This is a genomic window from Lentibacillus kapialis, from assembly GCF_014646635.1.
In the GTDB taxonomy this organism is placed as follows: Bacteria; Bacillota; Bacilli; order Bacillales; family Amphibacillaceae; genus Lentibacillus; species Lentibacillus kapialis.
Window position 1 is genome coordinate 1 of record NZ_BMNQ01000030.1, and the last position, 26,242, is coordinate 26,242.

Here is a 26,242-nt window from a genome sequence, read left to right on the forward strand (position 1 = left end):
AATGTGGATCAACCTTAATCTGGAGTGGCTGTACCGGTTAATAAAGCAGCCGTCCCGTTTTAAGCGGATACTGAAGGTGTTCGAATTTATCATACGAATTAAACTGAGAAAAAGCTGATGCTGACGGGTTCCATTGTCTACTACAAACATTAAAAATGTAAGCAAAAATGACTATCAATTTGCAGATTAATTTGATAGTCATTTTTTATTGTTATGAATGGGTTTTTATTAAAAATCACCTTACATTTTCATCTACTTTTGTTTTCATGTCAGAAATATTATACAATATAGGAAAATCAGGAATAAGGGGATTAAAATGCCGTACGATAAGGTAAGTTATTGGATAGATATGGCTGATTATGACTTGAAAACAGCAAAAGCTATGCTTGATACAAAAAGATTTTTATATGTGGGATTCATGTGCCATCAAGTGATTGAGAAGCTTTTAAAAGTATTTTTTGTTTTTCAGAAAGATGAGGTTCCACCTTATACGCATAATCTGGCATATTTGACTGAACTTATAGGGTTGAATGAAGAGCTTTCAGATGAACAACGCGCATTCATTAGAGAGCTACGTCCGTTGAATATTGAAAGTCGTTACCCAGAGGACAAGGATAGGATTATGCAAGCTCTCGATAACAAAAATGCCAGCAGATTTATTCAAAGACAAAGGAGTTGTCTGAATGGGTACAAAAGAAGTTGAAAAGTTAGTTGAAAACTATGCAGAGTTAGTTATTCAAGAATATCCGGCGGAATTGGTTGTTTTATTCGGATCCTATGCCAAAGGTACAGCCCATACACATAGTGATATTGATGTTGCGGTTGTAGTTAATCACATCGAAGGGAATTATCTTCAGTCCTTAACCCGGCTTTTTCGAATTGGTGAGGATGTTCATGTCTTGATTGAACCCGTTCTAATTGGAAAAGATGAGTACAGAGGTGGATTTTTGGAAGAAATTAAGAAAACGGGTAAGGTGATTTACCGACGGGATCGAGCTTCTGCCTAGATGGGGGCTTGTTCATTTCAGTTATCGATCTTTCTTAATCGGGCGCTTTTAAGTAGGGGTTAGCGGCCATATAGTATATAAAGGCCATCTAGTTGAGTGAATCATATATAAAACTAAAACTGCCGGTCTTATCCAGACCGGCAGTTTTATGATCAATATGAACCTGTGTTTTCTCCTGATGCAGCTGGTGATTCATCTTCTTCCGTTGCGGTGGCTTTATCACTTAGTTCAAGATGTTTTTTCAGCATGCTTTTGGTCTCAGAAAGTGCCGTCGGGTCAAGCTGCCAGTAATACGTTCCGTTTGGCTGGTAGTCCGTGCCTTGCAGAGTGTACGTCTCGAAGTTCAGTTTGTCACGGGCTCTGCCATATGAAATAAAGCTTTTCATTTCGCCAAATTTCATGTTGGTGGTCATATTGGTGCCCACGGCTTCAATGATATCGTCATATTTTAAGATGGAATTCAGGGACATCGCCTTGTTGGCAACAGCTTTTATGATCTTCTGCTGGCGTTTGCCGCGTTCGATATCATTATCGAGCTTTCTGGTGCGGGCGAGTGCCAGCGCTTCTTCACCATTGAGTTTCTGTTCGCCGGGCATGAGGTGAATAGCTCCTGCCTTGTCTTTTGAGTTCTGTTCCGTTAATTCGTAAGGGACATCAAACTCAATACCATTTACTGCATTCACGACTTCGATAAATGCTTCAAAGTTAAGCTTCACATAATAATCGACCGGGATATCCAATAAATTTTCCACTGTGCTGATGGTTGCATCCATACCGCCATAAGCATGGGCATGGTTTATTTTGTCTTCGCGGCCGACTTCCGGGATGTAAACCAGCGAATCCCTTGGGATGCTCAGCATTTTGACACTTTTCTCTTCTTTATTCAATGTAGCCAGCATCAATGTATCCGTTCGCGCATTGTCAGCATTGTTGCGGACATCACTTGCATCGACACCGGTAATCAAGATGGAAACATTATCCTCGGTCGGATCCACCTCTGTTTCACGAAGTTCGGATTTTTCTCTGCCATCATCTTCATATGAATCCGATAATACAGAGTCAGCCTTGACGTATAAATAGGTTGCATAAGATAATCCGACAACAACGATAAACAAGGGAATTAATATAAAAAAGGCTCTTTTCCTTAATCTGCGTTTTTTCTTTTTACGCATCGTTCGTCTTGATTCATCAGTCATAACACTATTCCTCTCCGATTAGCTTTAAATATATATAGTCAGTATTATTTAAAAGTCGCTGAAAGTTTACATTCACTTAACAATAGACCAATCCTCATTTTACTATGGATTATCAAATAAGTAAATCGTGTTTATATTACAATCCAATTAGAAAAGCATTTCAAATTTGTTGTATATGAGACGATGCTGCAAGTAAAAATGTTACAGCGAATGGGACGTTTTTATAACGTGTACAATCATCATGACTGTTGATCATGCGGATTTTCTGCGTCCTGTTTTATAATGAACCATTCTGGCCAATAATAAAGGTAAACGCGAATGAAGGGACCCATATGCCGCAGCTGACTATCATAATTCCGCATTATCATTCAACAGCTTCATTAAGCAGACTGATCGGGACGATACCCGGATCAGAAACCATCCAAATCATTGTGATAGACGATCACAGTGATTCGAACCAGCAGCATGAGCTGGCTCGAATCTGTAGGCATCATGCACACAAAAATCTGGTGGTTCATTACAATGAGCCCGGTAAAAAGGGAGCCGGTGCATGTCGAAATATCGGGCTGAACCATGCTGAAGGCAAATGGATTTTATTTGCTGATGCGGATGATTATTTTACGGAAGGTTTTTACGACCGCTTGCAGCCCTATTTTCAGTCGTCGGCAGATATCATTTTTTTCAAACCAACCAGCATTGAAAACGATACCGGTAACAGGTCAGACCGGCACCTGTCGTTTGTGACATTAATTGACGAGGTCATGCGTGCGCCCCGTTCAGAAGAAGCGGAATGTTCACTGCGCTATAAATTCGTCGTTCCCTGGTCAAAATTAATGCGAGCGTCTTTTATAAATGACTATCAAATTCAGTTTGACGAGGTTATGTCCGCCAATGATGTGATGTTTTCGACTAAAGCGGGTTATCATATGACGACGTTTCAAGTTTCGGATGATGTGATTTATTGTGCGACAACCACTAAAGGCAGTCTGACAAAAACATTAAACGATGACATATTTAATACAAGGCTGGACGTGTTTATCCGGCAGTATCGTTTTTTACAAACGCGCTTGTCAAAAACAGCATTCAAGAAACTGGGGTTAACCGGCAGGCCCTTATTGCTTAAAGCTGCAGATTACGGATGGAAAAAAGTCATGACGGTTTTTCTTAAACTGAAACGGCAAAAAGTGCGCTTGATTGAACCGAAACTGTTTAATCCGGTCTGGTTTTTCAGGAATGCCGTGTTTGTCTATCAAAGACAGAAGCGGGAACGGAATTATCATCTTAAAGGATAAAAGGGATTGGCATGAAACAAACACTATTAACGTTATGGAAAAGGCCGTTTGTGCGCAACGTGGTCATTATGGCTTCCGGTACTGCCGCAGCTCAAGCTATTTCACTGGCATTAACACCCATAATCACTCGCTTGTATGGACCTGAGGCGTATGGACTGATGGGTGTGTTTATGGCGATTATCCAAACCGTCGCCCCCGTTGCGGCTTTAACGTATCCGATTGCGGTGGTTCTTCCCAAGAGGGAAGCTGAGGCTAAAGGGCTGATGCGTCTTTCGATATATCTGTCAGTCGGGATGGCGGCTGTTGCAGCGCTGGTCATTATATTGTTTGACAAGCCGCTTGTGCAGTTATTCCAGCTCGGAGATGTCGCACCGTTTTTGTTGTTGGTGCCGCTTGTGATTTTATTTTCAGCTTTCATGCAGACGAATGAGCAATGGCTTGTCCGTACGAAGCAATTTGGCGTCACCGCTAAGGCATCTTTCCTGCAGGCGCTTATAGTGCAGGGGGGTAAAGCCGGGATCGGGTTCATCCACCCTGCAGCAACTGTGCTGATTGTTTTAACAGCGTCGGCAAATGGGATAAAGGCGTTGTTAATGCTGTTGCTTACGACTAGATATACGGGTGATGCAAATGAGGAAGCATTATCGTATCGGAAACTGGCTAAGCGATACAGTGATTTTCCGAAGTATCGCGCGCCGCAAGTATTCATCAATGGTATATCACATAACATACCCGTCATACTGTTATCCGGTTTTTTCGGTCCTGCATCGGCGGGATTTTATAGTATCGGACGGACGGTGTTAAGTCTCCCTATTCAATTGATCGGTAAATCGGTCGGGGATGTATTTTATCCCCGGATCACTGAAGCTGAGGACAAGGGTGAAAATCTCACCCGTCTGATTGCCCGAGCAACGGTGACACTTGCATTAATTGGGATCATCCCGTTTGGAACGATTGTGCTGTTTGGGCCATGGCTTTTCAGTTTTGTGTTTGGCTCTGACTGGGTAACGGCCGGTGAATATGCACGCTGGATGTCGCTTTGGATTTTTTTCATATTCGTTAATCAGCCTTGTATTAATGCACTGCCGGTTTTGGCGGCACAGGCTTTTTTTCTGAAATACTCGATTGTTACCGTCATCATCCGGACGGCTGCACTGCTGGGTGGTTATGTCTTATTTTCAGATGATGTTGCGGCAGTGGCTTCGTTCAGTGTTGCAGCAGCGCTTCTGAGTCTTGGACTGATATTAAGGACGCTTCACATCAGCCAAACACATCATTAAGTCAGGGAAAGAGGTGTCAAACGTGTCACGAATGAAGGACCGGCTTAAAAGCAATTCAGTTTGCATGAATGTCTATCATAAGGTCTTCGCAAGATTTATTGCCGTATTCACGCGCCTATCGCCTTATTTGGCTACGAAATATTTGTATAAAAAATACACCGGGAAACGCCTTAATTTAAAAAACCCACAGGATTTCAATGAAAAAATCCAATGGCTGAAACTCTATTGGCAGCATCCCCTTGTTGCGAAATGCGGTGATAAATATGACGTACGCAACTATGCAAAGGAGGTCGGCTGCTCAGAAGCGCTAATTGAGTCGTTTGGTGTTTATGATGATGCCACAAATATTGATTGGGATGAGCTTCCGCAAAAATTTATCCTGAAAGTGACCAGTGCATCCACGTTGAATATGATGTGCGATAATAAAAGCACGTTCGACTATGAGGCGGCTGCGGCAACACTGAACCGCTGGCTGAAAGTTGATTACGGCTTGGACCGTGCCGAATTGCATTATTCCAGAATGACGCCGCGTATTCTATGTGAACGATTGATTGAGACACACGATGGCAAGCTGCCGATTGATTATAAAATTTTTTGTTTTAATGGCTCACCTGAATTGGTATTGGTGGCGCTTGACCGGGCGACCGAAGTGAAACGCTTTTTCTTTGATCTGGAATGGAACAGCATCCATTTTGAAAAAGATCAGACGGTCAAACAAGCGGCATTTATTGAGCGTCCCCGGTCATTTAATGACATGGTGCACTATGCCAAAAAATTAGCAGCGCCTTTTCCGTTTGTGCGTGTTGATTTCTATGATGATAACGGCAAAGCCCTGTTAGGCGAAATGACTTTTACCCCGGATCGGGGCATGGCATCACATTATAACGAAAACATGCTTAGCACATTAGGCGATATGATAAAATTGCCCCAGGGATATTAGGGTCTGGGCCCTTTTCCCTCGATCGGCATTCCATCGCGCTTCATTTAATTTAAGGGTGTTGATTTTCGGCATACGCCGAAAATCTTCAATTATCCAAGACCTTCTTTTCTCTATAATCGAATCCTGCCTGAAAAAGGTGGCATGAAAATAATTTGATTTTCGTGCCCCTTTTTTGTGTTTTATTTCGATTATAGGGGTGAAGGGAGGTGAGCAACATGGCCTTACAGCATATGGTTAACTCACGGATGCGCCTTATCTTGGACGACGGGGTGGACGAAATGTCCGGGAAACAGCTTTTCAAAACGAAAGGATTTAACAATGTGAAGACAGAAGCAACTGCCGATCAGCTTTATGCGATCGCCACGTCGGTTTCAGGATTGCAGCAGCGCCCGCTGGTGGAAGTGGAGCGTAATGACAGCTCTGAAATCACCGCATAAGTCAAACCATGAGGACGATTCAGCAGGCAGCAGAACGGTTCGGGGGGATTCGTGATATAACGGATTATCGTTCTGCCGGAGGATGTGAATAATTCGCATCAACAGGGGGGAGGTGACACAATGAAGAAGCTCGAATTGAAATTTTTAAATGAAGACGGCAAGACCGTCACATATTCAGTGGAAAAGCCGGTTGAGCCGGCCGATCCGGCAGCCATCAAAGCTGCGATGGAGGAAATCATCAATCAGAATGCCTTCACTTCATCAGGTGGTGATGTCGTATCCATCAAGGAAGCCAGGATTGTTGATCGTACGGTTGAGGAGATTGAATTGGCATAATGAAGGCAAGGCAGCTAAGGGAATAAAGGGGCGCTGAGTATGTCGGCGTCCCTTTGGTATATTTGGGGCGGCGCGAGGGTTTTTGACTTGTGCGGGAGCGTGGTCAACGCGTGCGACGACGGCCTGATTTCGCGCGAGGGCGGCCTGATTTCGCGCGAGGGCGGCTTGATTTCGCGCGAGGGCGGCTTGATTTCGCGCGAGGGCGGCTTGATTTCGCGCGAGGACGGCTGAATTTCGCGCGAGGGCGGCTTGATTTCGCGCGAGGGCGGCTTGATTTCGCGCGAGGGTGTCTTGATTTCGCGCGAGGGCGGCTTGATTTCGCGCGAGGGTGTCTTGATTTCGCGCGAGGGTGTCTTGATTTCGCGCGAGGACGGCTTGATTTCGCGCGAGGGCGGCTTGATTTCGCGCGAGGGAGGCTTGATTTCGCGCGACACCATCACAAGGTCGCGCGGCACACATCAGAAATCGCGCAATGCCCCATATATCGCGCGAAAGTCCTATTGATAGAGTGCGGTAGGGACAGGGTGTCAGATCCCAGTTCCTATGCTCCGTCTCAAGCTTTAGGCCTTGAAAATAAACGGGGTGGCAGCCATATAGTGGGTATGAAGAGGATATAAACAATGCAGGCATTCGCTGGCTTAACAGCTGCGAATGCCTGTTGCATAAACATCATTTACTGATTGTCCCACATGCGAAGCGATCGCCTGCATCGCCCGACGGTTGTGATTTTCCATCATCTTTACCTTTGTGGATGACCAGTGCGGTGCCGCCATCACCGAGAAGGGAATTGTCCTGACCGTTTTCCAATGTCACATTTTCTGCGACATAAGACATTTTTACAGTGCCATCTTCGCCGACGGTAATGTTCGGCATGTCGCCCGCATGCGGTCCTCCTGATGTATCAAACCCATGCTTGGTATCGCCGGGATTGAAATGTCCGCCTGCCGATTTGAAGTCGGGGGCTTCACATGTGCCTTTTTCATGAATGTGAAAACCGTGCGTGCCTTTTGGGATGTTCTTTCCGTCAAGCGTTACCTTGACACCTTTCGATACGTGTTCTAGCGTGGCGGTGCCAACGGATTCTTCTTTTCCATTTTGTAAGTCCACTGTAACGGTCTTTCCGCTGTCGCCCCCGGTTTGCTCACTTGATTCAGTTGTATTATCTCCCTGGTCTGAATCATCGGTATTTGAATTTCCGCCGCAAGCCGCCAGTGCAAATGCGACAACCAACAGCATCAGCAACACTATCCAGCGTTTCATTTACATTCTCCTTTCCCGATTTACTACTACCGTTGTAACCGGGAACTTGAGCTTCTAAACGATTATAGCAATAATTCATCCTAAAATACCATGATGTGTCACCACAGCTTGTGATTCGAAGGTCCTTTTGAGCGGGAGCGTCACGAACTTGAGCGAGAGCATCCTCAACCCGTGCGAGAACGCCTTGAACTTGAGCGAGAACAGCCTCAACTCGTGCGAGAACGCCTCGAACTTGAGCGAGAGTATCCTCAACTCGTGCGAGAGCGCCTCGAACTTGAGCGAGAGCGTCCCTAACTTGTGCGGGAACGCCTCGAACTTGAGCGAGAACAGCCTCAACTCGTGCGAGAGCGTCACGAACTTGAGCGAGAGCGTCCCTAACTTGTGCGGGAACGCCTCAAACTTGAGCGAGAACAGCCTCAACTTGTGCGGGAACGCCTCGAACTTGAGCGAGAGCATCCCCAACTCGTGCGAGAGCGCCTCGAACTTGAGCGAGAGCGTCCCTAACTTGTGCGGGAACGCCTCGAACTTGAGCGAGAACAGCCTCAACTCGTGCGAGAGCGTCACGAACTTGAGCGAGAGCATCCTCAACTCGTGCGAGAACGCCTCGAACTTGAGCGAGAACAGCCTCAACTCGTGCGAGAGCGCCTCGAACTTGAGCGAGAACAGCCTCAACTCGTGCGAGAGGGTCCCGAACTTGAGCGAGAGCATCCTCAACCCGTGCGAGAACGCCTTGAACTTGAGCGAGAACAGCCTCAACTCGTGCGAGAACGCCTCGAACTTGAGCGAGAGTATCCTCAACTCGTGCGAGAGCGCCTCGAACTTGAGCGAGAACAGCCTCAACTCGTGCGAGAGCGCCTCGAACTTGAGCGAGAACAGCCTCAACTCGTGCGAGAGGGTCCCGAACTTGAGCGGGAGCGCCCCCAACTCGTGCGGGAACGCCTCGAACTTGAGCGAGAGCATCCTCAACTCGTGCGAGAACGTCTCAAACCCGATAAGACGCCGACATTTCAATAAACTCCCGCACGGCATATGGTATATAGTTATCCTTATTCCAAACCATGCCGAGTTCCAGGTTAACGACAGGTTGGGCGAAGGGGATTGCTGTAAGGTTATCATTGTTAATCCGGCTGCAGATGCGGCTCGGGAGTAGGGTGCTTCCCAGTTTGGCCTCAACCATTTCAATCATAAAGTCTTTCTGGGAGCTTTCGCAGACGACTTTCGGGTCAAATCCGTAATAGGTACAGGCTTCCATAATCTGATCATGAAGCGAAAAATCCTGGCGATATAAAATAAGCGGTTCGTTTTTGATTGCGGTAAACTCAAGTGTCATCTCACCAGCGAGCGGATTGTTTTTGTGTACCATGAGCATTAGAGGATCTTTCAATAGTTGTATGGTTGCAAGGTTTTCCTCGCTTGCCGGGGTATTGCAAATCAGGCCGATGTCCAATTCGCCTTCACTGACACCCTGTCTGATTGTCTTACTGCCGACTTCTGTCAATAACAGGTCGATTGACGGATACGTTTCTTTGTAGCGGCTGATGTATGGAGCGAAAAAAGCAGCACCGATAATTGGGGGGATACCGATTTTGATTTCACCTTTTTTGACATCCATCACATCTTCCATTTCAGATGTGAGGTTTTCAAAGGAATCAAGCACTTTTCGTGCGCTGATCAGAAAGGCCTTACCCGCATCGGTCAATTTCAGCTGATGAGTACTTCGATCAAACAGCGGAGCATCAAGTTCTCGTTCCAGATTTTTGATTGTTTTGCTCAGTGATGGCTGTGAGATATGAAGTGTTTCAGCTGCCCGTGTGACATTTTTTTGCCGTGCAACCTCCGAAAAACAAGTCAATTGCCTGATGTCCATATGGATCGCCGCCCCTTCATATATCTATGGTTACGCCTATTATACGTCAAGGTATAGCCAAAAGGAATAGTGTTCATGCAAAACATGTATTTTAGTTTTTGCCCGGGCCGTATTAAACTGAAGAAAAGCACAAGGGAGGATTCAGGGATGACAGAATATATCAAATCGGGGCAGTTGCAAGTCGCCAAGGAACTTTACGATTTTGTCAATTTGGAAGCGCTGCCGGGAACTGGTTTGGACAGAGCAGCATTCTGGGAGGATCTTGAAAAATTGGTTGCTGATCTGACGCCGAAAAATCAAGCATTGCTGGATGAACGGGAATCGATACAAAAACAGATGGATACATGGCATAAGCTAAATAATACGTTTGATTTGGAAACGTATAAAAGATTCCTTGAGGATATCGGCTATTTGGAGTCTGAAGTGGATGATTTCAAGATTACGACTGAAAATGTCGACGAGGTGATCACCAAGCAGGCGGGACCACAGCTTGTTGTACCGGTTGACAACGCGCGCTATGCCTTGAATGCTGCTAACGCACGCTGGGGATCACTTTATGATGCTTTGTATGGTACCGATGTGATCAGTGAAGAAGACGGTGCTGAGAAGTCCAGTTCGTACAATCCTGTCCGCGGTGCAAACGTAATCGCTTTCGCTAAAAAATTCCTTGATGAGCATACACCACTTGAGAGCGCCTCACATACAGACGCCATTCACTATACAATAAATGACGGAAAACTCGATGTGACATTGGAAAATGGCAAGACGACCAGCCTAAAAGACACATCCCAGTTTAAAGGCTACCGCGGCACTGTCGAAAAGCCCGATGCCATTTTGCTCGAGAATAACGGACTGCACATCGAAATACAGATTGATGCTGATCATCCGATCGGCAAAACAGATTCAGCCGGTGTCAAAGATATTTTCATGGAATCCGCGACAACAAGTATCATGGATTGTGAAGACTCGGTAGCGGCCGTTGACGCAGAAGACAAGACGCTTATTTACCGCAACTGGCTTGGTCTGAATCGGGGCGATTTGTCGACGACATTTTCGAAAAATGGAAAAGATGTAACGCGCGAATTAAATCCTGATCGTACGTATACGAGTCCGAGCGGTGGAGAGGTGAGCCTGAACGGCCGTGTGCTTATGTTTGTACGCAATGTCGGGCACTTGATGACGAACAGTGCTATTCTTGATCAACATGGTCATGAAGTGTTCGAGGGCATTATAGATGGTGTTTTCACAAGTCTGATGGCAAAGCACAGCCTGCTCGGCAACGGACCATATCAAAATTCACAGACCGGTTCTGTTTACATCGTCAAGCCGAAAATGCACGGATCTAAAGAAGCGGCGTTTGCCAATGAATTATTCAAGCGTGTTGAAGATATGCTCGATATGGAGCGCAATACGCTGAAAATTGGTTTGATGGATGAAGAGCGCCGCACCACCCTGAACCTGAAAAATTGCATTTATGAGGTGCGCGAACGCGTGGTGTTTATCAATACCGGGTTCCTCGACCGCACAGGTGATGAAATCCATACATCCATGGAAGCCGGTCCGATGATCCGCAAAGGCGAGATGAAAGCATCAACCTGGCTTAATGGCTATGAGAAAAATAATGTCAGCGTTGGCCTTGATGCTGGTCTGAAGGGCAGAGCGCAAATCGGCAAAGGCATGTGGGCGATGCCGGATTTAATGGCTGCTATGCTTGAGCAAAAAATCGGCCACTTGCAAGCAGGCGGCAACACAGCATGGGTGCCATCCCCGACAGCTGCCACCCTGCACGCGCTGCATTACCATCAAGTGGATGTGAAAAAAATCCAAGCGGAGATCGAAAAAACACCGCAAGACTATCGAGATGATGTATTGCAGCTACCTGCTACGAACGATTCAAGTTTGTCAGCTGATGAGATCCAGGCGGAAATGGACAACAGCTGTCAGACACTGCTTGGTTATGTTGTGCGTTGGGTCGAGCAGGGCGTCGGCTGTTCAAAAGTCCCTGACATTAATGATGTTGCCCTGATGGAAGACCGCGCGACACTACGCATCTCCAGCCAGATGCTCACCAACTGGCTTTATCATGATATCTGCACCGAGGAGCAGATGATGGATACCCTGAAACGGATGGCCAAAATTGTCGATCAGCAAAATGCGGGTGATCCTGCATACCGTCCAATGGCCGCTGATTATGCCGACTCGATTGCATTCCAGGCCGCATGTGACTTGGTGTTTAAAGGACGGGAGCAGCCAAACGGCTATACTGAGCCGATATTGCATAAGCGCCGCTTAGAAGCGAAAAAGAAGGAAGCATTGAATATGGTGGAATGAGGGGACAGCAGGAAATGAGAGGGATTTTTATGGCGATAGCCTGCCCTCTCAATTTTCCTGCTGTTTTATATCCCTTAGTAACCCGTCAAACAACGGCGGATTGGGCGACATGGACAAAGAGTCAGACATCGCGTCCCAGCATGGTGCGACAGCAGCCCGAACTCGTGCGAGAACGCCTCGAACTCGTGCGAGAGCGCCCCGAACTCGTGCGAGAGCGCCTCGAACTCGTGCGAGAACGCCTCGAACTCGTGCGAGAGCGCCTCAAACTTGAGCGAGAGCGCCGCGAACTCGTGCGAGAGCGCCGCGAACTCGTGCGGGAACGCCGCGAACTTGAGCGAGAACAGCCTCAACTTGTGCGAGAGCGCGCTGAACTCGTGCGGGAATGCCGCGAACTTGAGCGAGAGCGCCCCGAACTCGTGCGGGAGCGGCTCGAACTCGTGCGAGAGCGCCTCAAACTTGAGCGAGAACAGCCTCAACTTGAGCGAGAGCGCCCCGAACTCGTGCGGGAACGCCGCGAACTTATGCAAAACTCCAATTCGACTCGAGCACCCCTGACGAATTTTGACTGTCCGTTAAGGATAAAAGGGAAAAAAGTACCAGTTCAAAAGACGGGCTTAAATGCATGATATTTCTGAAAAATGAAACAAAAGTTATATAGACGGGCTTGTCATAAATTGATAATCTTATTGTAATGATTCGTCATCATTTTACAATAATGGTGTGAGACCTCACCTTCCACCCGAGAAATTTCACATTCTGTCCTCAAGATGAAATTTTACCCGGATACAACGAGCCAATCGGAAAGGGGGAAGTATCGTGTAGCGACTGATGTCATGCTATTTTGGCATAAATCTATCAGGCTATTTAAAAATTTTATACCCCAAAATAAGAATTATCTGGGAGGCGTAACATGAAAAATCGTCATTTGTTGTCAATCCTTTCTTTTCTGCTGGCTTTGATGCTTATTTTCCCGGCTCATACATTTGCTGACAGCGCGAGTGGAACAGAAGATTTGATCCGCGATAAGATGAACGACATGACGTTAGAGGAAAAAATCGGGCAATTATTTGTCGTCCATGTTTACGGACAAACACCGACTGATCCGGATTATGAGCAAACCAACCTGGATCGTAATCGCGGTGGAAAGAATTTTAAAGAAGTGATCGAAAACTACCATATTGGTGGTGTGCTTTATTTTAACTGGACCCATAACATTGAGAAACCTGTTGATACCGAACAAGTGAATGCGCTCTCAAATGGTCTGCAGGAGATTGCCATGGATCAGAAGAGTGAGATTCCTCTCTTTGTTGCAACGGACCAGGAAGGTGGTATTGTGCAGAGGGTGACAAGTCCGGGGACTGTTTTTCCAGGCAATATGGCACTCGGGGCGACACGCTCCGAGGAGTATGCAGCCGCTTCAGCCGGTATCCTGGGTGAGGAATTGAGCAGTCTTGGGATTAACACGAACTATGCTCCTGTTGCGGACGTCAATGTCAACCCGGCGAATCCGGTTATCGGTGTCCGCTCGTTTGGTGAGGATCCTGATTTGGTTTCGCGTCTGACGGCTGCACAGGTAAGCGCTTACCAGGAAGAAAATGTGATGGCATCAGCGAAACACTTTCCGGGACACGGGGATACGGACGTGGATTCCCATTACGGACTGCCGGTTATCAATCATGACTTGGAGACGCTGCATGAAGTGGATTTGAAGCCGTTTAAAGCTGCGATTGATGCCGGCATCGATTCGATCATGTCGGGGCATATTGTAGTGCCGGCGCTGGATGATTCCGGGCTTCCGGCAACACTTTCAAAGCCGATTCTTACCGGCTTATTGCGTGAAGAGATGGGTTTTGACGGGTTAATTGTCACAGACAGTCTCGGCATGTCAGGGGCCAATGTGGTACCGGAGGACCGTGTCGCCGTTGAAGCGTTCAAAGCCGGCAACGACGTTCTTTTAAATCCGCCGAATGTTGAGTTGGCCTATAACAGCATGATGGAAGCTGTCGAAAGCGGGGAGATCAGTGAGGAACGGGTGAATGAGTCTGTTTTCCGCATTTTAAAAGCAAAAATGGATAAGGGTCTTTTTGACGATCCGTACACTGATCCGGGAGCCATTGAAGAGATCGGCACGGACGACCATTTGCAAACGGCTGAGGACATTGCGGACAAAAGCATTACGCTTGTGAAAAATGAGAATGACCTGCTGCCGCTGAAAGGCAATGATGAAGTATTCATTACCGGCCCGTCCGCGGCGGAACCGGATTTGCTTTCGGATCAATTGAATGAAAAAGGGATCGAAGCAAACAGCATGGCAACAGGGACAAGCCCATCCGATACAGAAATCAAGAATGCTGTGGCGAACGCCCGGGAGGCCGAGAAAGTCATTGTCACAACATATACCGCCAATACAAATGAGGCCCAGGAGCAGCTGGTGCAGGAGATTGAAGCAACCGGCAAGCCTGTTACGGTGGCAGCAATCCGGAATCCTTATGATCTGATGGTTTTCCCAGAGGTGGACGCTTATCTGACAACATATGGTTTCCAGGACGTGTCAGTGAAGGCACTGGCAAAGGTCATCGCCGGTGAAGTCAATCCATCCGGGAAGCTCCCGGTAACCATTCCGGAATTGTATGATTATGGGCACGGATTGGATTATGTGGACACACCCCGGAGCGCAGACGGCATGAAGACACTTGTTGACAACCTGATAGAACAAGGAGAAATTGAGGATGACTCGACAGCGCGTTCCATTACGATGCATTTAACGTCCGTGAGCCATTATGAGAAGAAAGATGCGTCAGAAAAGGTCGTTAAACATATGAAAAGTTTCAAACAGTTAATCAATCATCACAAAAATAATGGGAAGATCTCAGCGAAAGCCCATAGCTATTTGATGACCGAAGCTGATCAGCTCATTGAGAAATGGAAAACGGCACAATAAAATGCAGGCATCATCACTTGCATCTTATCACATCTGACATCGTTTGGAATGGCCATAGAGGCATTTAAAATAATACTCCACAAAGGAGAAAACTATTAGAGGAGGCATTTTTAATGGGGATTAAAAAGCAATTAGGCATGGGGGTTCTGTCGGCAGCACTTGGTTTAACGTTAATCGGTGGCGGAACGTACGCCTATTTCAGCGATAGCGAGACAACAAACAACACATTTGCAGCCGGGGAGATTGATTTGGCTGTCGAGCCGACGAAGGTCATTGATGTTGATAACATTCAGCCGGGCGATTCCATGACCCGTGACTTTGAACTGCAAAATAATGGTTCGCTTGCAATTGATAAAGTACTGCTGGAGACGGATTATTCCGTAACCGATGCAGAAGGTGACAATACAGAAGACTTTGGCAGTCAAATCGAGGTTGAATTTCTATACAACGCTGACAAGCTTGATGAAGTGATTTATAAAACAACATTGGCAGAATTGAAAAACATGGAGCCTGAAGCGGTGAACGAGCACGTTTTCGATCCGATGCTTGAGGATGGTCTTGAACCCGGTTCACTCGATGATCTTGTCGTCAAGTTCACGTTCGTCAATAGCGGAGAAGACCAAAATCAATTCCAGGGCGATGCGTTAAATCTTGAATGGACATTTAATGCACAACAAGCAGCAGACGAAGGCGAGAACGGCAATGAAGATGAGAATAATAATAACTGATTGACACCCGGGAGAGAGGCAGGATAAACCTGCCTCTTTTACGTAAAAGACCATATGTGGAGGCACTCGCTAAATATTGGAGAGACCACTAAACATTAAGCCGTTTAAACCTTGACTTAAAATCAATCAAAATGGAGGGAAATCTATGAAAAAATGGTCGATCGTGACGCTGGCAGTTGTCCTGATGTTAGCACTGTTACCGGCAGCAGTGGCCGGTGATGAAAAGGAGGATTCAAACGGCCAGGAACGTTTTTCGCCTGGCGTTGAAGTGCTGCTCAATGAAGAAATTGACCAGCTTGAGGATAAAAATGTCGGCTTGATTACGAATCCCACAGGGGTTGACCAGGAATTAAACAGCATTGTCGATACACTAAACAATCATCCCGATGTGAACCTCGTTTCTTTATACGGTCCGGAACACGGTGTTCGTGGGGGTGCACAGGCGGGCGACGATGTTGACTTTTACATTGACGAAAGGACCGGACTGCCTGTTTACAGTTTGTATGGTGATACGCGGAAACCGACACCGGAAATGCTGGAAGACGTTGATGTCCTGCTGTTTGACATTCAGGATGTCGGCACGCGTTTTTACACGTATATTTACACGATGGCTTTAGCAATGGAAGCCGCTGAAGAAAATGACATTAAGTTTATGGTGCTTGATCGTCCGAATCCGCTCGGTGGTGTCAAAGTAGAGGGGCCGGTGCTTGACCCTGACTACAAATCGTTTGTCGGAAAGTATCCGATTCCGCTTCGTCACGGTATGACGGTTGGCGAGCTCGCCCAATTATTCAACAATGAGTTTGACATTGGAGCTGATTTATCAGTGGTTGAAATGAACGGATGGGAGCGTTCTATGTACTATGATGACACTCCACTTGAATGGGTGCTGCCGTCACCAAATATGCCGACACTGAATACAGCCACTGTTTATCCGGGAGCCGCCTTGATCGAAGGGACGAATGTCTCGGAAGGACGCGGCACGACCAAACCATTTGAACTGATTGGTGCCCCGTTTATTAAAGGAGCCGACCTTGCAGAACAGATGAATGATGCTGAATTGCCTGGTGTTCAATTCAGATCGGCTTACTTCACACCGCAATTTTCAAAGCATGCCGGTGAACTGTCCGGGGGCATTCAAATTCATATCAAGGACCGGGATGAATACAAACCTGTAAAAACAGGTCTGACCATTGTCAAAACAATTCATGATATGTATCCGGACGATTTTAAATTCCGCGCTGAAAATAGTGAAGGTGTCTCATTTTTTGATAAGTTGATCGGCAATGGTTGGGTGCGTGAAGAAATCGAAAACGGCACATCAGTGGATGCAATCGTCGAAGAATGGCAAGCCGGTTTGGAAGATTTCAAAGACGTACGGAGAGAGTATCTTTTATATACAACAAGCGCCCAGGAAATGATCGACATGGTTGAGCGTTTTGAAGCAGAAGGAGCCTTTTCCGATGATGAAGCCGTGCGGGCTCTGAAAATGCACTTGACAGCCGTGAAACGGTTTGAACAGGACGATTCGGCTGACAAAGTCGCTAAACATATTGAGGGTTTTAAGCTGCTGCTTAACCAGCAACTGGAGAATGAAGCGATTTCTGAGGATGCGTATGATGCGCTGATGGCCAAAACAAAATCCATGATGGGACAGTGGGGATAGGTTTTTTATAGTGCCTCTTACGGCGGGGGCTTGCCTCGCCGCGGGGGGACTTTATTTTAACGTCAGAAAGTATAAATTATGGATGACCTTACAAGAAAAGCTTCGGCATTCGCTATAAACGAGGCGAATGCCGAGTTTTTCAAATCGGGGAGGCGATATAGTATGAAAAATAGATTGATATCAGTCACACTGGCCTGTGCTGTAGTTGCTTCGGTGCTTTTTGCAGGCAACGGGAAAGCTCTGGCTGCTGCGCCCATTGTGGAACCCGGATCGCCAAACAGTGTGCAAATGCTGCAACAGCCATTGGATGACATCGATGGCATTATTCAGCAGGGCATTGATGATCAGTATATGGCGGGTTCTGTCTTTTTAGCAGCCAGAAACGGCACGATTGTGAAAAAAGACGCTTACGGCTATGCCGCGCGCTATTTGGATGATGATTTTACCGAAATGGAAAACCCGGTGGTGATGCAAACGGATACGATCTTTGATTTAGCTTCCATAACGAAAGTGTTTACGGCGGCAGCTGCCATGCAGTTGTACGAACAAGACAAGCTTGAACTGGACGATCCGGTGGCAGACTATATTCCGGAATTTGCGCAAAATGGAAAGTCTGATGTCACGATCCGGCAATTGCTGACACACACATCCGGTTTTCCGGCGTGGATTCCGTTTTATAAAACGACGGATTCCCGGGAAGAAGCCTATCAGGAAGTGTTCTCAACTGCATTAGAGCACGAGCCTGGTACACATTACGGGTACAGCGATCTGAACATGATTACAATGGCTGCCGTGATCGAAGAAATTTCAGGTGAGCGGCTTGACCAATATGTTAAAGCAAATATCACCGAACCGCTCGGCATGACGGATACGATGTTCAATCCGCCTGAATCACTAAAGAATCGCATTGCGGCAACGGAGTATCAGCCGCAAACAGATCGTGGAATGGTTTGGGGTGAAGTGCATGACGAAAACGCCTGGGCGATGGATGGTGTTGCCGGTCACGCCGGTTTGTTTTCGACTGCAGAGGATTTAGCGGTTTTTGCCCAAATGATCCTTAATGATGGCACATATCAAGGTACACGCATTCTTGAAACAGAAACCGTCGACATCATGGAGCAAAATCAGCTGCCTGAATTTCCGGGTAATGCGCATAGTCTGAGCTGGGAATTGAACCAGGATTGGTATATGGGTGATTTATCCGGGCCGGTTACGATGGGACATACCGGGTTCACGGGAACATCAATCGTGATTAATCCAAACAAGGAAACGGTGGCCATTTTACTAACGAATAAGGTTCACCCGACACGGGAGGCGCCATCCACTAATCCGATACGCCGAGCAGTTGCAGGAAAGACAGGTGCTGCTATTAACGCCTGGAGTGCATCCACTCTGAAAACACTTGTCGAGGATTTGGCAGCGGATAGGGAATTCTCAAGCGATCGGGCCGCGCACGCATTAAAAGTCCATCTCGATGCAGTGAGCCATTATGAGGACAAGGGTTCTGCGGAAAAAGTCATCAAACATATGGAAGGCTTTAAAAATTTGCTCGAGCATCAGCAGGACAACATGTCAGAGGATGCTTTTGAGACACTTCAAACAGATGCTGATTATTTGATTGGGAAGTGGCGATAAAGGTTAACCCGGGCGGGAGCGGACGCAACCCATGCGGGAGTGGCGTGGACTCGTGCGGGAACGGTCTCAACTCGTGCGAGAGCGGCCTCAACTTGAGCGAGAGCGAGTTCAACTCGTGCGAGAGCGGCCTCAACTCGTGCGAGGGCGGTCTCAACTTGAGCGAGAGCGAGGTCAACTCGTGCGAGAACGGCCTCAACTCGTGCGAGGGCGGTCCAAACTCGTGCGAGAACGGGCTCAACTCGTGCGAGAGCGAGGTCAACTCGTGCGAGAACGGTCCAAACTCGTGCGAGAGCGAGGTCAACTCGTGCGAGAACGGTCCAAACTCGTGCGAGAGCGAGGTCAACTCGTGCGGGAACGGCCTCAACTTGAGCGAGAGCGAGGTCAACTCGTGCGAAAACGGTCCAAACTCGTGCGAGAAAGGCCCGAACTCGTGCGGGAACGGCCTCAACTTGAGCGAGAGCGAGGTCAACTCGTGCGAGAACGGTCCAAACTCGTGCGAGAAAGGCCCGAACTCGTGCGGGAACGGTCTCAACTCGTGCGAGAGCGAGGTCAACTCGTGCGAGAACGGTTCAAACTCGTGCGAGAGCGGTCTCAACTCGTGCGAGAGCGGCCCAAACTCGTGCGGGAACGGTCTCAACTCGTGCGAGAGCGGTCCAAACTCGTGCGAGGGCGGCCTCAAACTCGTGCGGGAACGGTCTCAACTCGTGCGAGAGCGGCCTCAACTCGTGCGAGAGCGGCCTCAACTCGTGCGGGAACGGCCTCAACTTGAGCGAGGGCGGCCGCTCTAAGAAATGGAGGGATTTACGTGAGAAAACGGTATATGCTCATTGCTGTTCTGGCGCTTGTCATACTGTCTTCAGCCGGTCATGTCAGTGCAGATAGCAATGTTTCAAGTAACGAAAAGAATGCACAGCCCGCGGATGAAATTACAGCCACGATGGCCACTTATAATATGCACGCTGGTATCGGGACAGATGGCGATTACAATTTGAACCGAATCGCCAATACGATTCGCGAATCCGGCGCAGATATCATAGGTTTGGAGGAAGTCGATGTTCATTGGGGAAACAGAAGCCAGTTTGACAATCAGATCAGGACTCTAGCCAATAAACTGGACATGGACTACTACTTTGCTCCGATTTACAATTTGGATCCTGCAGCATCAGGTGATCCCAGAAGGCAATTTGGTGTAGCCATTTTAAGCAAATATCCGATTCTGCATGCTGAAAACCGCGACATAGCAAGATTGTCCACCCAGGATGCTGAACCTGTTCCAAAACCTGGCCCGGGCTTTCTTGAAGCGCAAATCCATGTCGACGGAGCGGAAGTATGGTATTACGTCACACACCTTGATTACCGCTCAGACCCGACTGTTCGGGAAATGCAAGTAGAAGATATGCTCGAAATTATGCCCGCGCGCAGTAACAGGGTTTTAGTCGGTGATATGAATGCAACCCCTGAATCACCCGAATTGGACCTACTTTTTCAGCAGTTTGAAGATACCTGGAAATTGACGCGTGATGATCCAGGCCATACGTATCCGGCAAATTCGCCGAACAAACGAATTGACTATGTGTTAACAGCACCGGGGATGGATGTTCAGTCAGCCAGTGTCTTTCCGTCAATGGCATCCGACCATCTTCCGGTTACGACAGATGTCTCTATTGATCCAGAGAAGCATCCATTTGACGCATCCGGTATGAAGGCCCTCGTTGAATACTTTCAGGAAGAAGGGGAAATGGAGGGTGCTGAAACCACCCGTTCATTAAAGCTTCACCTCGATGCTGTGAGCCATTATGAAGACAAGAGCTCTGCCGACAAGGTCATTAAACATATGGAAGGCTTTAAAAAATTGCTGGAGCACCAGCAGGAAAATATGTCAGAGGATGCTTTTGAGACACTTCAAACAGATGCGGAATTGTTGATGGGTGAATGGCAATAGAACCCAACAAAAATGAGAAGGGACTGTCCCTCTCATTTTTTTCACAGGGTTGGATGGGGTTGGCCCGAACTTGAGCGAGAGCGGCCTCAACTCGTGCGGGAACGGCCTCAACTTGAGCGAGAGCGGCCCAAACTCGTGCGAGAACGGGCTCAACTCGTGCGAGAGCGGCCTCAACTCGTGCGGGAACGCCTCGAACTTGAGCGAGAGCAGCCTCAACTCGTGCGGGAACGCCTCGAACTTGAGCGAGAGCAGCCTCAACTCGTGCGAGAACGGTTCAAACTCGTGCGGGAACGGCCTCAACTCGTGCGAGAACGGTCCAAACTTGAGCGAGAGCAGCCTCAACTCGTGCGAGAACGGCCTCAACTTGAGCGATAACGTCTCAAACTCGTTCGAGAGCGTCTTCAACTCATGCAGGGCGATAGCAACCGGCTAACACTATTTTAATAAAAATCAGTTAAAAGACAATTTTTATAAAAAATATAACAATATATTTATTGTGAAATCGCTTTATAAAGCGTTAGTCTTAACTTGTGTTATTGAACTTGATAAGGGAACGTCTGAGTATGTTGCAGGGGATAAAAGCGTGGAATCACGTGGCAGACGCATGAAGCTGCCGGTGTCGGATGTATGATATTTTCTATCGCCTTCGTTAAGACCTGGCTGAATCTTGATTACCGGCGGGGATCGATAGAAAACATTGTGTGAAAATATCAGTAACTCTTTTTCATAGGTTTACGATTTTATAGCCCTAAGGCAAGTCAGCAACTTTGCCTTATTCATTATAATATAGATTGCCATCAATGTAGAAAGGAGATCTATGAATGAAAAATAGTCATCAACACCTCCTAACCAAGTTACTGGTCTTTCTGTGTTTATTTTTTGTTTTACAAAGTCCGGTATTTGCCGAGTCAGCGGGAACGGGTAAAAACAGCCACGTGAACAATGAAAAACACTCTACTCAGAACTCGGTGTTTGAAACAGAAAGTACCAAGAAAGCAGTAGAACGTCTGATTGGCAAGAAATTTGCAAAGCAATTTCATTTTAAAGCGGTAGAAACAAATGATGAAAAAGACTATTTTAGCATTCAAAAAGGACACAAGAATAACGGTACCCAAAACACTATCTTAATTGAGGGAACGAGTACTTCAGCTCTGTTAACCGGGTTTAACTGGTATTTAAAATATGTTGCTGATGCGAACATTTCTTGGAACGGTGAACAGCTTAATTTACCTGAAAAACTGCCTGTTCCGGAATCTGAGATAAAACAAGAGGCAAATGTTCAGCATCGGTTTGCTCTGAATGATACGGACCAAGGTTATACACAGCCATATGCAGACTGGGATTATTGGGAACGTAAGATTGATGTTTTGGCGCTTCACGGCGTCAATGAGGTGTTGGTTTACCCAGGACAGGAGGCTGTTTATAAGAAAACGTTTCAAGAGTTCGGTTATACAGAAGAGGAAATGATTGAATGGATTCCGCAACCAGCTCATCAATCCTGGTGGCTGTTGCAGAACATGAGCGGCTTTCCTGACCCAATTTCAAAGGATGTTATTAATAAACGTGTGGAATTAGGGAAGAAGATTGTGAAACGCTTGAAGGAACTTGGAATGACACCGGTTTTCCCTGGGTATTTTGGAACGGTTCCGGCGGATTTTGAAGAGAAAAACCAAGATGCTAATGTTGTACCTCAAGGGACATGGAGTGGATTTCAACGCCCGGGATGGCTAGATCCAACAAATGTATTATACCAAGAGGTTGCTGCATCTTTTTATAAAAATCAAGAGGAAATATTTGGCGAAACAACAATGTATAAAATGGATCTATTGCATGAAGGTGGCACAGCTGGAAAAGTTAATGTCCAAAATGCGTCAATAGCGGTACAAAATGCACTGGAAAAAGCGCATCCAGGAGCAATATGGGCCATTCTTGGTTGGCAATCCAACCCACGTAAAGAAACAATTAAAGCAATAGATCGCAGCAAAATGCTAATTGTCGATGGTTTATCGGATCGCTATACTGGCCTAAATCGGGAGGAAGAGTGGCTTAATACCCCATATGCATTTGGATCTATTTGGAACTTCGGCGGACATACCACCATGGGAGCGAATATGTCGGTATGGAATTCCACGTATTGGGATTGGCTTGAGAAACCGAATAGCGCATTATCTGGGATTGCGATCATGCCGGAAGCAAGTGATAACAATCCAGTAGCATTCGATTTCCTTTCTGAATTAGCATGGCGGGATACACCGGTGAATCTTGATACATGGTTTAGCAAATGGACAGAGCGCCGATATGGCGATTTTGATCAGCATGCTGTGAACGCATGGCAAGCACTTCAGGAAAGTGCCTATAGTATGCCGGCAGATGGGTGGAGTGAAGCGCAGGATGGATTATTTGGTGCGGAGCCTAGCCTCTCAGCGACCAAAGCAGCCTCCTGGTCACCATCATCCATGCGTTACGATCCGAATACCTTTGCAAAAGCTCTCCCGGAATTGCTGAAGGTTGATTCATCTTTACGTACCAGCAGTGCATATAAGTATGATTTGATGGATGTTACTCGCCAGGTAATATCAAATGAAAGCCGGATACTGCTGCCCCGGATTAAAGCAGCATATAACGCAAAAAACAGGGAGAAGTTTAACGAACTTAGTGATCAATGGCTGCATTGGATGAAATTACTTGACCAAGTAGTAGGCACGAATAAACAAACAATGATTGGACCTTGGCTGGAAAAGGCCCGTTCTTTCGCCCTCAATGAAGAGGGAGCAGCAAATCTGGAATATGATGCTCGTACGCTTTTAACCGTTTGGGGCAACAGGTCCGGATCTGAGGCTGGATTACAAGATTACTCTAACCGGGAATGGCAGGGTCTGGTTGGTGATTATTATTACTCAAGGTGGAAGGCTTATTTCGACTCACTTGACAAAGCCCTGAAGACAGGAGAAAACCCGAAATCAATTGATTGGTACGAGTTTGGTAATAATTGGGCAAAGCAAACAAATGATTATCCGCTTGAATCAACAGGTGATATTTATGAACTTGCACAACAAGTCTATGATGAACTTGCTTCCCAGTCTCTGGCAAGTATAGAAATGAGTAATGATCGGGTGGCTGTTGCACCTGGAGAACCAACGACGATATCTGTCACATTTACCAACCACAATATGTTTGAGGATGCTAAGGATATTCAATTGTCATTAGACACACCAAATGGAATGACGGCGGAGGCATTAACCGATGTGTCAAAAGATTCTTTGGCTCCGGGGGAAGCATTTACGGTTAAATGGAGGATCACCGTTTCAGAAGAAATTGACAGTAATTTTTCAGTAAACCTAGATGTTGCTGGTAGTTATAAACATGGCGCTACCAATGCAGAAACGTCAAACAATATCAATTTGCTTATTGTGAAAGATATCCAGTCACCATTTAAGACAAAATCGTTTAATAATGCCATATTCAGTCAGTCCGGTGAGCAATTTGCTATCTATGGTGGCGGTAGTGATCTGTGGGGCTTGACCAATGAGTACGGCACAATCTATCAAAAGGATGCGTTTAGTAGTGGAAAAAGTGTGACCACCAAAGTTATGTCGCAGGATCACACCGCTCCATGGGCACGTGCAGGAATAGTTGTCCGAAATGATTTAGCCAAACAAAATGGTTCAGCTGGATATATTAATCTGGCAATTACACCAGAAAACGGCTGTGTTTTGAGCTGGGATAGTAATGGTGACGGGTACGTTGATTCCTATAAAAAGACAAAGAATAAAACGACACCAGTATACTTACGTCTAACGCGTGAAGGAACCACTTTTATAGGTGAGTGCAGTACGGATGGAGAAACCTGGACAACAGTTAGTGCAGACGATGTTCCGGGAGTGGCAGAAGCACCGGATGCTGGATTGTTCATGACAGCCGCAAATGGGTCTAACGATCATAGGGGCGTTGTTAAGTTTAAAGAGTTTTCCATTAGCCCAGCGCAGGACTTAACCGTGACGGATGTGAAGGAGAAGATAAAAGATTACCGTCAATCGGGGGGGATTAATAGTGACAAGGCTGCGCATGCTTTAACATTGCATGTAACTGCTGTGGAACGATATGCCAACAACAACGAAACTGAAAAGGTTGTCAAACATTTGAAAGGATTTGGTGACTTGCTGGAATATTATAACGAGAGCGGTTTGGTTTCGGATAAGGCTTATCAGGAAATTAAAATGGATGCAGATTATTTGAAGGAGAAGTGGCAGTAGAGGTTAACTTGAGCGAAATCGGTTTAAACTTAAGTGGGGGCCGAACTCGGGCGAAAAACGGCAGCAAGTCGAGCGGGAGTTGCTCGAACTCGGGCGGAAAGCGACCTGATTCGGGCGACGTCATTTTTCCAAATAAACGACTACGATAAAAAAGCCGGAATGATTCACGTCATTCCGGCTTTGTTGCTTTAGGTTGCTAAACGTCTGCATGTTTTTAAACTAAGCTAAACCCTTTATAAGCACAAGTTGAGTAGAGGTGGGAGCTCAAGAGGCAAGTGATCGGGAAGACAGGATTTGAACCTACGACCTCCACGTCCCGAACGTGGCGCTCTACCAAACTAAGCTACTTCCCGTAATGGAGCGGAAGACGGGGCTCGAACCCGCGACCCCCACCTTGGGAAGGTGGTGTTCTACCAACTGAACTACTTCCGCATCGATGTGATTCGCCCTATTTATAGGTTCTCAACCTTTTTGAATCGACAATTTTTATGTTACGCCCGGTGCTTAAAAATGTCAAACACCTGCTTTTTAACCTTACCGATTATCAAGTCGAAAAAGAAAAGAGGGAAAGCCGTCTCAATTATGGAGAACGCTCCAAGCTCGTGCGAGAGCGGCCTCAACTTGAGCGAGAGCAGCTTCAACTCGTGCGAGAGCAGCCACAACTTGAGCGGGAGCGTACTCAACTCGTGCGAGAGCAGCCACAACTTGAGCGGGAGCGTACTCAACTCGTGCGAGAGCAGCCACAACTTGAGCGAGAGCGCCTTCAACTCGTGCGAGAGCGGCCCGAACTTGAGCGAGAGCAGCTTCAACTCGTGCGAGAAGCACCGCAACTTGAGCGAGAGCGGCTTCAACTCGTGCGAGAGTGCCCTGAACTTGAGCGAGAGCGGCTTCAACTCGTGCGAGAGCAGCCACAACTTGAGCGAGAGCGGTCTCAACTCGTGCGAGAGCGCCCTGAACTTGTGCAGGAACCTCCACAACTTGTGCCGTAATGTGCTGGTCAGTATGCTCATAGGAAAGGTGCAGTCGATGATGACTGCGCCCGCAAATTTCTTGGTGAATTTTTGTATGTACCTTCTGTTAAAAAAACCCCTCCTAATCTATCAATATAGATTATAGTAACGTTTACCCATA

General features: G+C 46.9%; 24 protein-coding genes, 2 tRNA genes and 1 pseudogene. 16 read left to right on the top strand and 11 right to left on the bottom strand.

Annotation, left to right across the window (positions count from 1 at the left end):
• The first annotated feature begins 1 nt into the window (after position 1).
• The 3 genes from IEW67_RS18580 to IEW67_RS10740 all read left to right on the top strand — a co-directional run bounded on the left by IEW67_RS18580 (position 2) and on the right by IEW67_RS10740 (position 1,007).
• The gene (locus IEW67_RS18580) at positions 2-118 is read left to right on the top strand and encodes a WecB/TagA/CpsF family glycosyltransferase (RefSeq protein ID WP_505735187.1); all 117 of its coding nucleotides are present in this window, start codon (positions 2-4) and stop codon (positions 116-118) included.
• A gap of 198 nt (positions 119-316) precedes the next feature.
• On the top strand, positions 317-703 hold the full coding sequence (locus tag IEW67_RS10735; RefSeq protein WP_188633073.1) for a HEPN domain-containing protein: 387 nt from the start codon (positions 317-319) through the stop codon (positions 701-703).
• Complete coding sequence (locus tag IEW67_RS10740) at positions 684-1,007, top strand: nucleotidyltransferase domain-containing protein (protein WP_188633074.1); 324 nt, start codon at positions 684-686, stop codon at positions 1,005-1,007. The genes IEW67_RS10735 and IEW67_RS10740 overlap by 20 nt, the downstream gene beginning before the upstream one ends.
• A gap of 152 nt (positions 1,008-1,159) precedes the next feature.
• Here the strand turns inward: IEW67_RS10740 and IEW67_RS10745 are convergent, their stop codons facing one another.
• Positions 1,160-2,203 (bottom strand): LCP family protein, encoded by a 1,044-nt coding sequence (locus IEW67_RS10745; RefSeq protein ID WP_188633075.1) that lies wholly within the window; start codon positions 2,201-2,203, stop codon positions 1,160-1,162.
• Positions 2,204-2,535: 332 nt separating this feature from the next.
• Between IEW67_RS10745 and IEW67_RS10750 the strand changes: the two genes are divergently transcribed.
• The 5 genes from IEW67_RS10750 to IEW67_RS10770 all read left to right on the top strand — a co-directional run bounded on the left by IEW67_RS10750 (position 2,536) and on the right by IEW67_RS10770 (position 6,488).
• Positions 2,536-3,495, top strand: coding sequence for a glycosyltransferase family 2 protein (locus IEW67_RS10750; RefSeq protein ID WP_188633076.1), 960 nt, complete (start codon positions 2,536-2,538; stop codon positions 3,493-3,495).
• Between the two features lie 11 nt (positions 3,496-3,506).
• Positions 3,507-4,775, top strand: a complete 1,269-nt coding sequence (locus IEW67_RS10755; protein WP_188633077.1) for a lipopolysaccharide biosynthesis protein — start codon at positions 3,507-3,509, stop codon at positions 4,773-4,775.
• 31 nt (positions 4,776-4,806) lie between these two features.
• Positions 4,807-5,715 (top strand): ATP-grasp fold amidoligase family protein, encoded by a 909-nt coding sequence (locus IEW67_RS10760; RefSeq protein WP_229671758.1) that lies wholly within the window; start codon positions 4,807-4,809, stop codon positions 5,713-5,715.
• Between the two features lie 215 nt (positions 5,716-5,930).
• On the top strand, positions 5,931-6,152 hold the full coding sequence (locus tag IEW67_RS10765) for a DUF1659 domain-containing protein (RefSeq protein ID WP_188633079.1): 222 nt from the start codon (positions 5,931-5,933) through the stop codon (positions 6,150-6,152).
• 120 nt (positions 6,153-6,272) lie between these two features.
• Complete coding sequence (locus tag IEW67_RS10770) at positions 6,273-6,488, top strand: DUF2922 domain-containing protein (protein ID WP_188633080.1); 216 nt, start codon at positions 6,273-6,275, stop codon at positions 6,486-6,488.
• A 14-nt stretch (positions 6,489-6,502) separates the two neighbouring features.
• Here IEW67_RS10770 and IEW67_RS10775 read toward each other — a convergent pair whose 3' ends face one another.
• The 4 genes from IEW67_RS10775 to IEW67_RS10790 form a co-directional block, all read right to left on the bottom strand.
• Positions 6,503-6,943: a ribosomal eL19 family protein gene (locus tag IEW67_RS10775; RefSeq protein ID WP_188633081.1), complete on the bottom strand. Its 441-nt coding sequence runs from the start codon at positions 6,941-6,943 to the stop codon at positions 6,503-6,505.
• Positions 6,944-7,157: 214 nt separating this feature from the next.
• Positions 7,158-7,748, bottom strand: a complete 591-nt coding sequence (locus IEW67_RS10780) for a superoxide dismutase family protein (RefSeq protein ID WP_188633082.1) — start codon at positions 7,746-7,748, stop codon at positions 7,158-7,160.
• Between the two features lie 75 nt (positions 7,749-7,823).
• The gene (locus IEW67_RS10785; RefSeq protein WP_188633083.1) at positions 7,824-8,759 is read right to left on the bottom strand and encodes a hypothetical protein; all 936 of its coding nucleotides are present in this window, start codon (positions 8,757-8,759) and stop codon (positions 7,824-7,826) included.
• Positions 8,731-9,615, bottom strand: a complete 885-nt coding sequence (locus tag IEW67_RS10790; protein WP_188633084.1) for a LysR substrate-binding domain-containing protein — start codon at positions 9,613-9,615, stop codon at positions 8,731-8,733. The genes IEW67_RS10785 and IEW67_RS10790 overlap by 29 nt, the downstream gene beginning before the upstream one ends.
• A gap of 147 nt (positions 9,616-9,762) precedes the next feature.
• Between IEW67_RS10790 and IEW67_RS10795 the strand changes: the two genes are divergently transcribed.
• Positions 9,763-11,946 (top strand): malate synthase G, encoded by a 2,184-nt coding sequence (locus tag IEW67_RS10795; RefSeq protein ID WP_188633085.1) that lies wholly within the window; start codon positions 9,763-9,765, stop codon positions 11,944-11,946.
• Positions 11,947-12,020: 74 nt separating this feature from the next.
• On the opposite strand, the gene IEW67_RS10800 is transcribed toward IEW67_RS10795, so the two are convergent.
• Positions 12,021-12,473: a hypothetical protein gene (locus tag IEW67_RS10800; protein WP_188633086.1), complete on the bottom strand. Its 453-nt coding sequence runs from the start codon at positions 12,471-12,473 to the stop codon at positions 12,021-12,023.
• 383 nt (positions 12,474-12,856) lie between these two features.
• Between IEW67_RS10800 and IEW67_RS10805 the strand changes: the two genes are divergently transcribed.
• The 5 genes and pseudogenes from IEW67_RS10805 to IEW67_RS10820 all read left to right on the top strand — a co-directional run bounded on the left by IEW67_RS10805 (position 12,857) and on the right by IEW67_RS10820 (position 18,916).
• Positions 12,857-14,887 (top strand): glycoside hydrolase family 3 protein, encoded by a 2,031-nt coding sequence (locus IEW67_RS10805; protein ID WP_188633087.1) that lies wholly within the window; start codon positions 12,857-12,859, stop codon positions 14,885-14,887.
• 113 nt (positions 14,888-15,000) lie between these two features.
• Positions 15,001-15,615, top strand: coding sequence for a CalY family protein (locus tag IEW67_RS10810; protein ID WP_188633088.1), 615 nt, complete (start codon positions 15,001-15,003; stop codon positions 15,613-15,615).
• Positions 15,616-15,760: 145 nt separating this feature from the next.
• A pseudogene (locus tag IEW67_RS10815) lies at positions 15,761-17,014 on the top strand (exo-beta-N-acetylmuramidase NamZ family protein); the annotation flags it as partial.
• An 18-nt stretch (positions 17,015-17,032) separates the two neighbouring features.
• Complete coding sequence (locus IEW67_RS18470; protein WP_373288521.1) at positions 17,033-17,281, top strand: FIMAH domain-containing protein; 249 nt, start codon at positions 17,033-17,035, stop codon at positions 17,279-17,281.
• Between the two features lie 162 nt (positions 17,282-17,443).
• Positions 17,444-18,916: a serine hydrolase domain-containing protein gene (locus IEW67_RS10820; RefSeq protein WP_188633090.1), complete on the top strand. Its 1,473-nt coding sequence runs from the start codon at positions 17,444-17,446 to the stop codon at positions 18,914-18,916.
• Here IEW67_RS10820 and IEW67_RS10825 read toward each other — a convergent pair.
• Positions 18,819-19,595, bottom strand: coding sequence for a hypothetical protein (locus tag IEW67_RS10825; protein ID WP_188633091.1), 777 nt, complete (start codon positions 19,593-19,595; stop codon positions 18,819-18,821). The two genes, IEW67_RS10820 and IEW67_RS10825, sit on opposite strands and share 98 nt — an antisense overlap.
• A 126-nt stretch (positions 19,596-19,721) precedes the next feature.
• Between IEW67_RS10825 and IEW67_RS10830 the strand changes: the two genes are divergently transcribed.
• A complete protein-coding gene (locus tag IEW67_RS10830) occupies positions 19,722-20,858 on the top strand; it encodes an endonuclease/exonuclease/phosphatase family protein (RefSeq protein ID WP_229671754.1) in 1,137 nt (378 codons plus the stop codon).
• On the opposite strand, the gene IEW67_RS10835 is transcribed toward IEW67_RS10830, so the two are convergent.
• Positions 20,796-21,263: a hypothetical protein gene (locus IEW67_RS10835; protein ID WP_188633092.1), complete on the bottom strand. Its 468-nt coding sequence runs from the start codon at positions 21,261-21,263 to the stop codon at positions 20,796-20,798. The two genes, IEW67_RS10830 and IEW67_RS10835, sit on opposite strands and share 63 nt — an antisense overlap.
• A gap of 416 nt (positions 21,264-21,679) precedes the next feature.
• Here IEW67_RS10835 and IEW67_RS10840 point away from each other — a divergent pair, with 416 nt between their 5' ends.
• Positions 21,680-25,111 carry an alpha-N-acetylglucosaminidase gene (locus IEW67_RS10840; protein WP_188633093.1) on the top strand — a complete coding sequence of 1,144 codons (3,432 nt, stop codon included), beginning with the start codon at positions 21,680-21,682 and terminating at the stop codon, positions 25,109-25,111.
• 279 nt (positions 25,112-25,390) lie between these two features.
• Here IEW67_RS10840 and IEW67_RS10845 read toward each other — a convergent pair.
• The 3 genes from IEW67_RS10845 to IEW67_RS10855 form a co-directional block, all read right to left on the bottom strand.
• Positions 25,391-25,464 (bottom strand) — tRNA-Pro (locus tag IEW67_RS10845).
• A 3-nt stretch (positions 25,465-25,467) separates the two neighbouring features.
• Positions 25,468-25,543, bottom strand: a tRNA-Gly gene (locus IEW67_RS10850).
• A gap of 59 nt (positions 25,544-25,602) precedes the next feature.
• Positions 25,603-26,121, bottom strand: a complete 519-nt coding sequence (locus IEW67_RS10855; RefSeq protein ID WP_188633094.1) for a hypothetical protein — start codon at positions 26,119-26,121, stop codon at positions 25,603-25,605.
• Positions 26,122-26,242: the final 121 nt, after the last annotated feature.

Bases quoted from the DNA above. Each gene is read 5' to 3' on its own strand.
- IEW67_RS18580 (WP_505735187.1), top strand. From the start codon at position 2: ATGTGGATCAACCTTAATCTGGAGTGGCTGTACCGGTTAATAAAGCAG.
- IEW67_RS10735 (WP_188633073.1), top strand. From the start codon at position 317: ATGCCGTACGATAAGGTAAGTTATTGGATAGATATGGCTGATTATGAC.
- IEW67_RS10740 (WP_188633074.1), top strand. From the start codon at position 684: ATGGGTACAAAAGAAGTTGAAAAGTTAGTTGAAAACTATGCAGAGTTA.
- IEW67_RS10745 (WP_188633075.1), bottom strand. From the start codon at position 2,203: ATGACTGATGAATCAAGACGAACGATGCGTAAAAAGAAAAAACGCAGA.
- IEW67_RS10750 (WP_188633076.1), top strand. From the start codon at position 2,536: ATGCCGCAGCTGACTATCATAATTCCGCATTATCATTCAACAGCTTCA.
- IEW67_RS10755 (WP_188633077.1), top strand. From the start codon at position 3,507: ATGAAACAAACACTATTAACGTTATGGAAAAGGCCGTTTGTGCGCAAC.
- IEW67_RS10760 (WP_229671758.1), top strand. From the start codon at position 4,807: ATGAAGGACCGGCTTAAAAGCAATTCAGTTTGCATGAATGTCTATCAT.
- IEW67_RS10765 (WP_188633079.1), top strand. From the start codon at position 5,931: ATGGCCTTACAGCATATGGTTAACTCACGGATGCGCCTTATCTTGGAC.
- IEW67_RS10770 (WP_188633080.1), top strand. From the start codon at position 6,273: ATGAAGAAGCTCGAATTGAAATTTTTAAATGAAGACGGCAAGACCGTC.
- IEW67_RS10780 (WP_188633082.1), bottom strand. From the start codon at position 7,748: ATGAAACGCTGGATAGTGTTGCTGATGCTGTTGGTTGTCGCATTTGCA.
- IEW67_RS10790 (WP_188633084.1), bottom strand. From the start codon at position 9,615: ATGGACATCAGGCAATTGACTTGTTTTTCGGAGGTTGCACGGCAAAAA.
- IEW67_RS10795 (WP_188633085.1), top strand. From the start codon at position 9,763: ATGACAGAATATATCAAATCGGGGCAGTTGCAAGTCGCCAAGGAACTT.
- IEW67_RS10805 (WP_188633087.1), top strand. From the start codon at position 12,857: ATGAAAAATCGTCATTTGTTGTCAATCCTTTCTTTTCTGCTGGCTTTG.
- IEW67_RS10810 (WP_188633088.1), top strand. From the start codon at position 15,001: ATGGGGATTAAAAAGCAATTAGGCATGGGGGTTCTGTCGGCAGCACTT.
- IEW67_RS18470 (WP_373288521.1), top strand. From the start codon at position 17,033: ATGATCGACATGGTTGAGCGTTTTGAAGCAGAAGGAGCCTTTTCCGAT.
- IEW67_RS10820 (WP_188633090.1), top strand. From the start codon at position 17,444: ATGAAAAATAGATTGATATCAGTCACACTGGCCTGTGCTGTAGTTGCT.
- IEW67_RS10840 (WP_188633093.1), top strand. From the start codon at position 21,680: ATGAAAAATAGTCATCAACACCTCCTAACCAAGTTACTGGTCTTTCTG.
- IEW67_RS10855 (WP_188633094.1), bottom strand. From the start codon at position 26,121: ATGAGCATACTGACCAGCACATTACGGCACAAGTTGTGGAGGTTCCTG.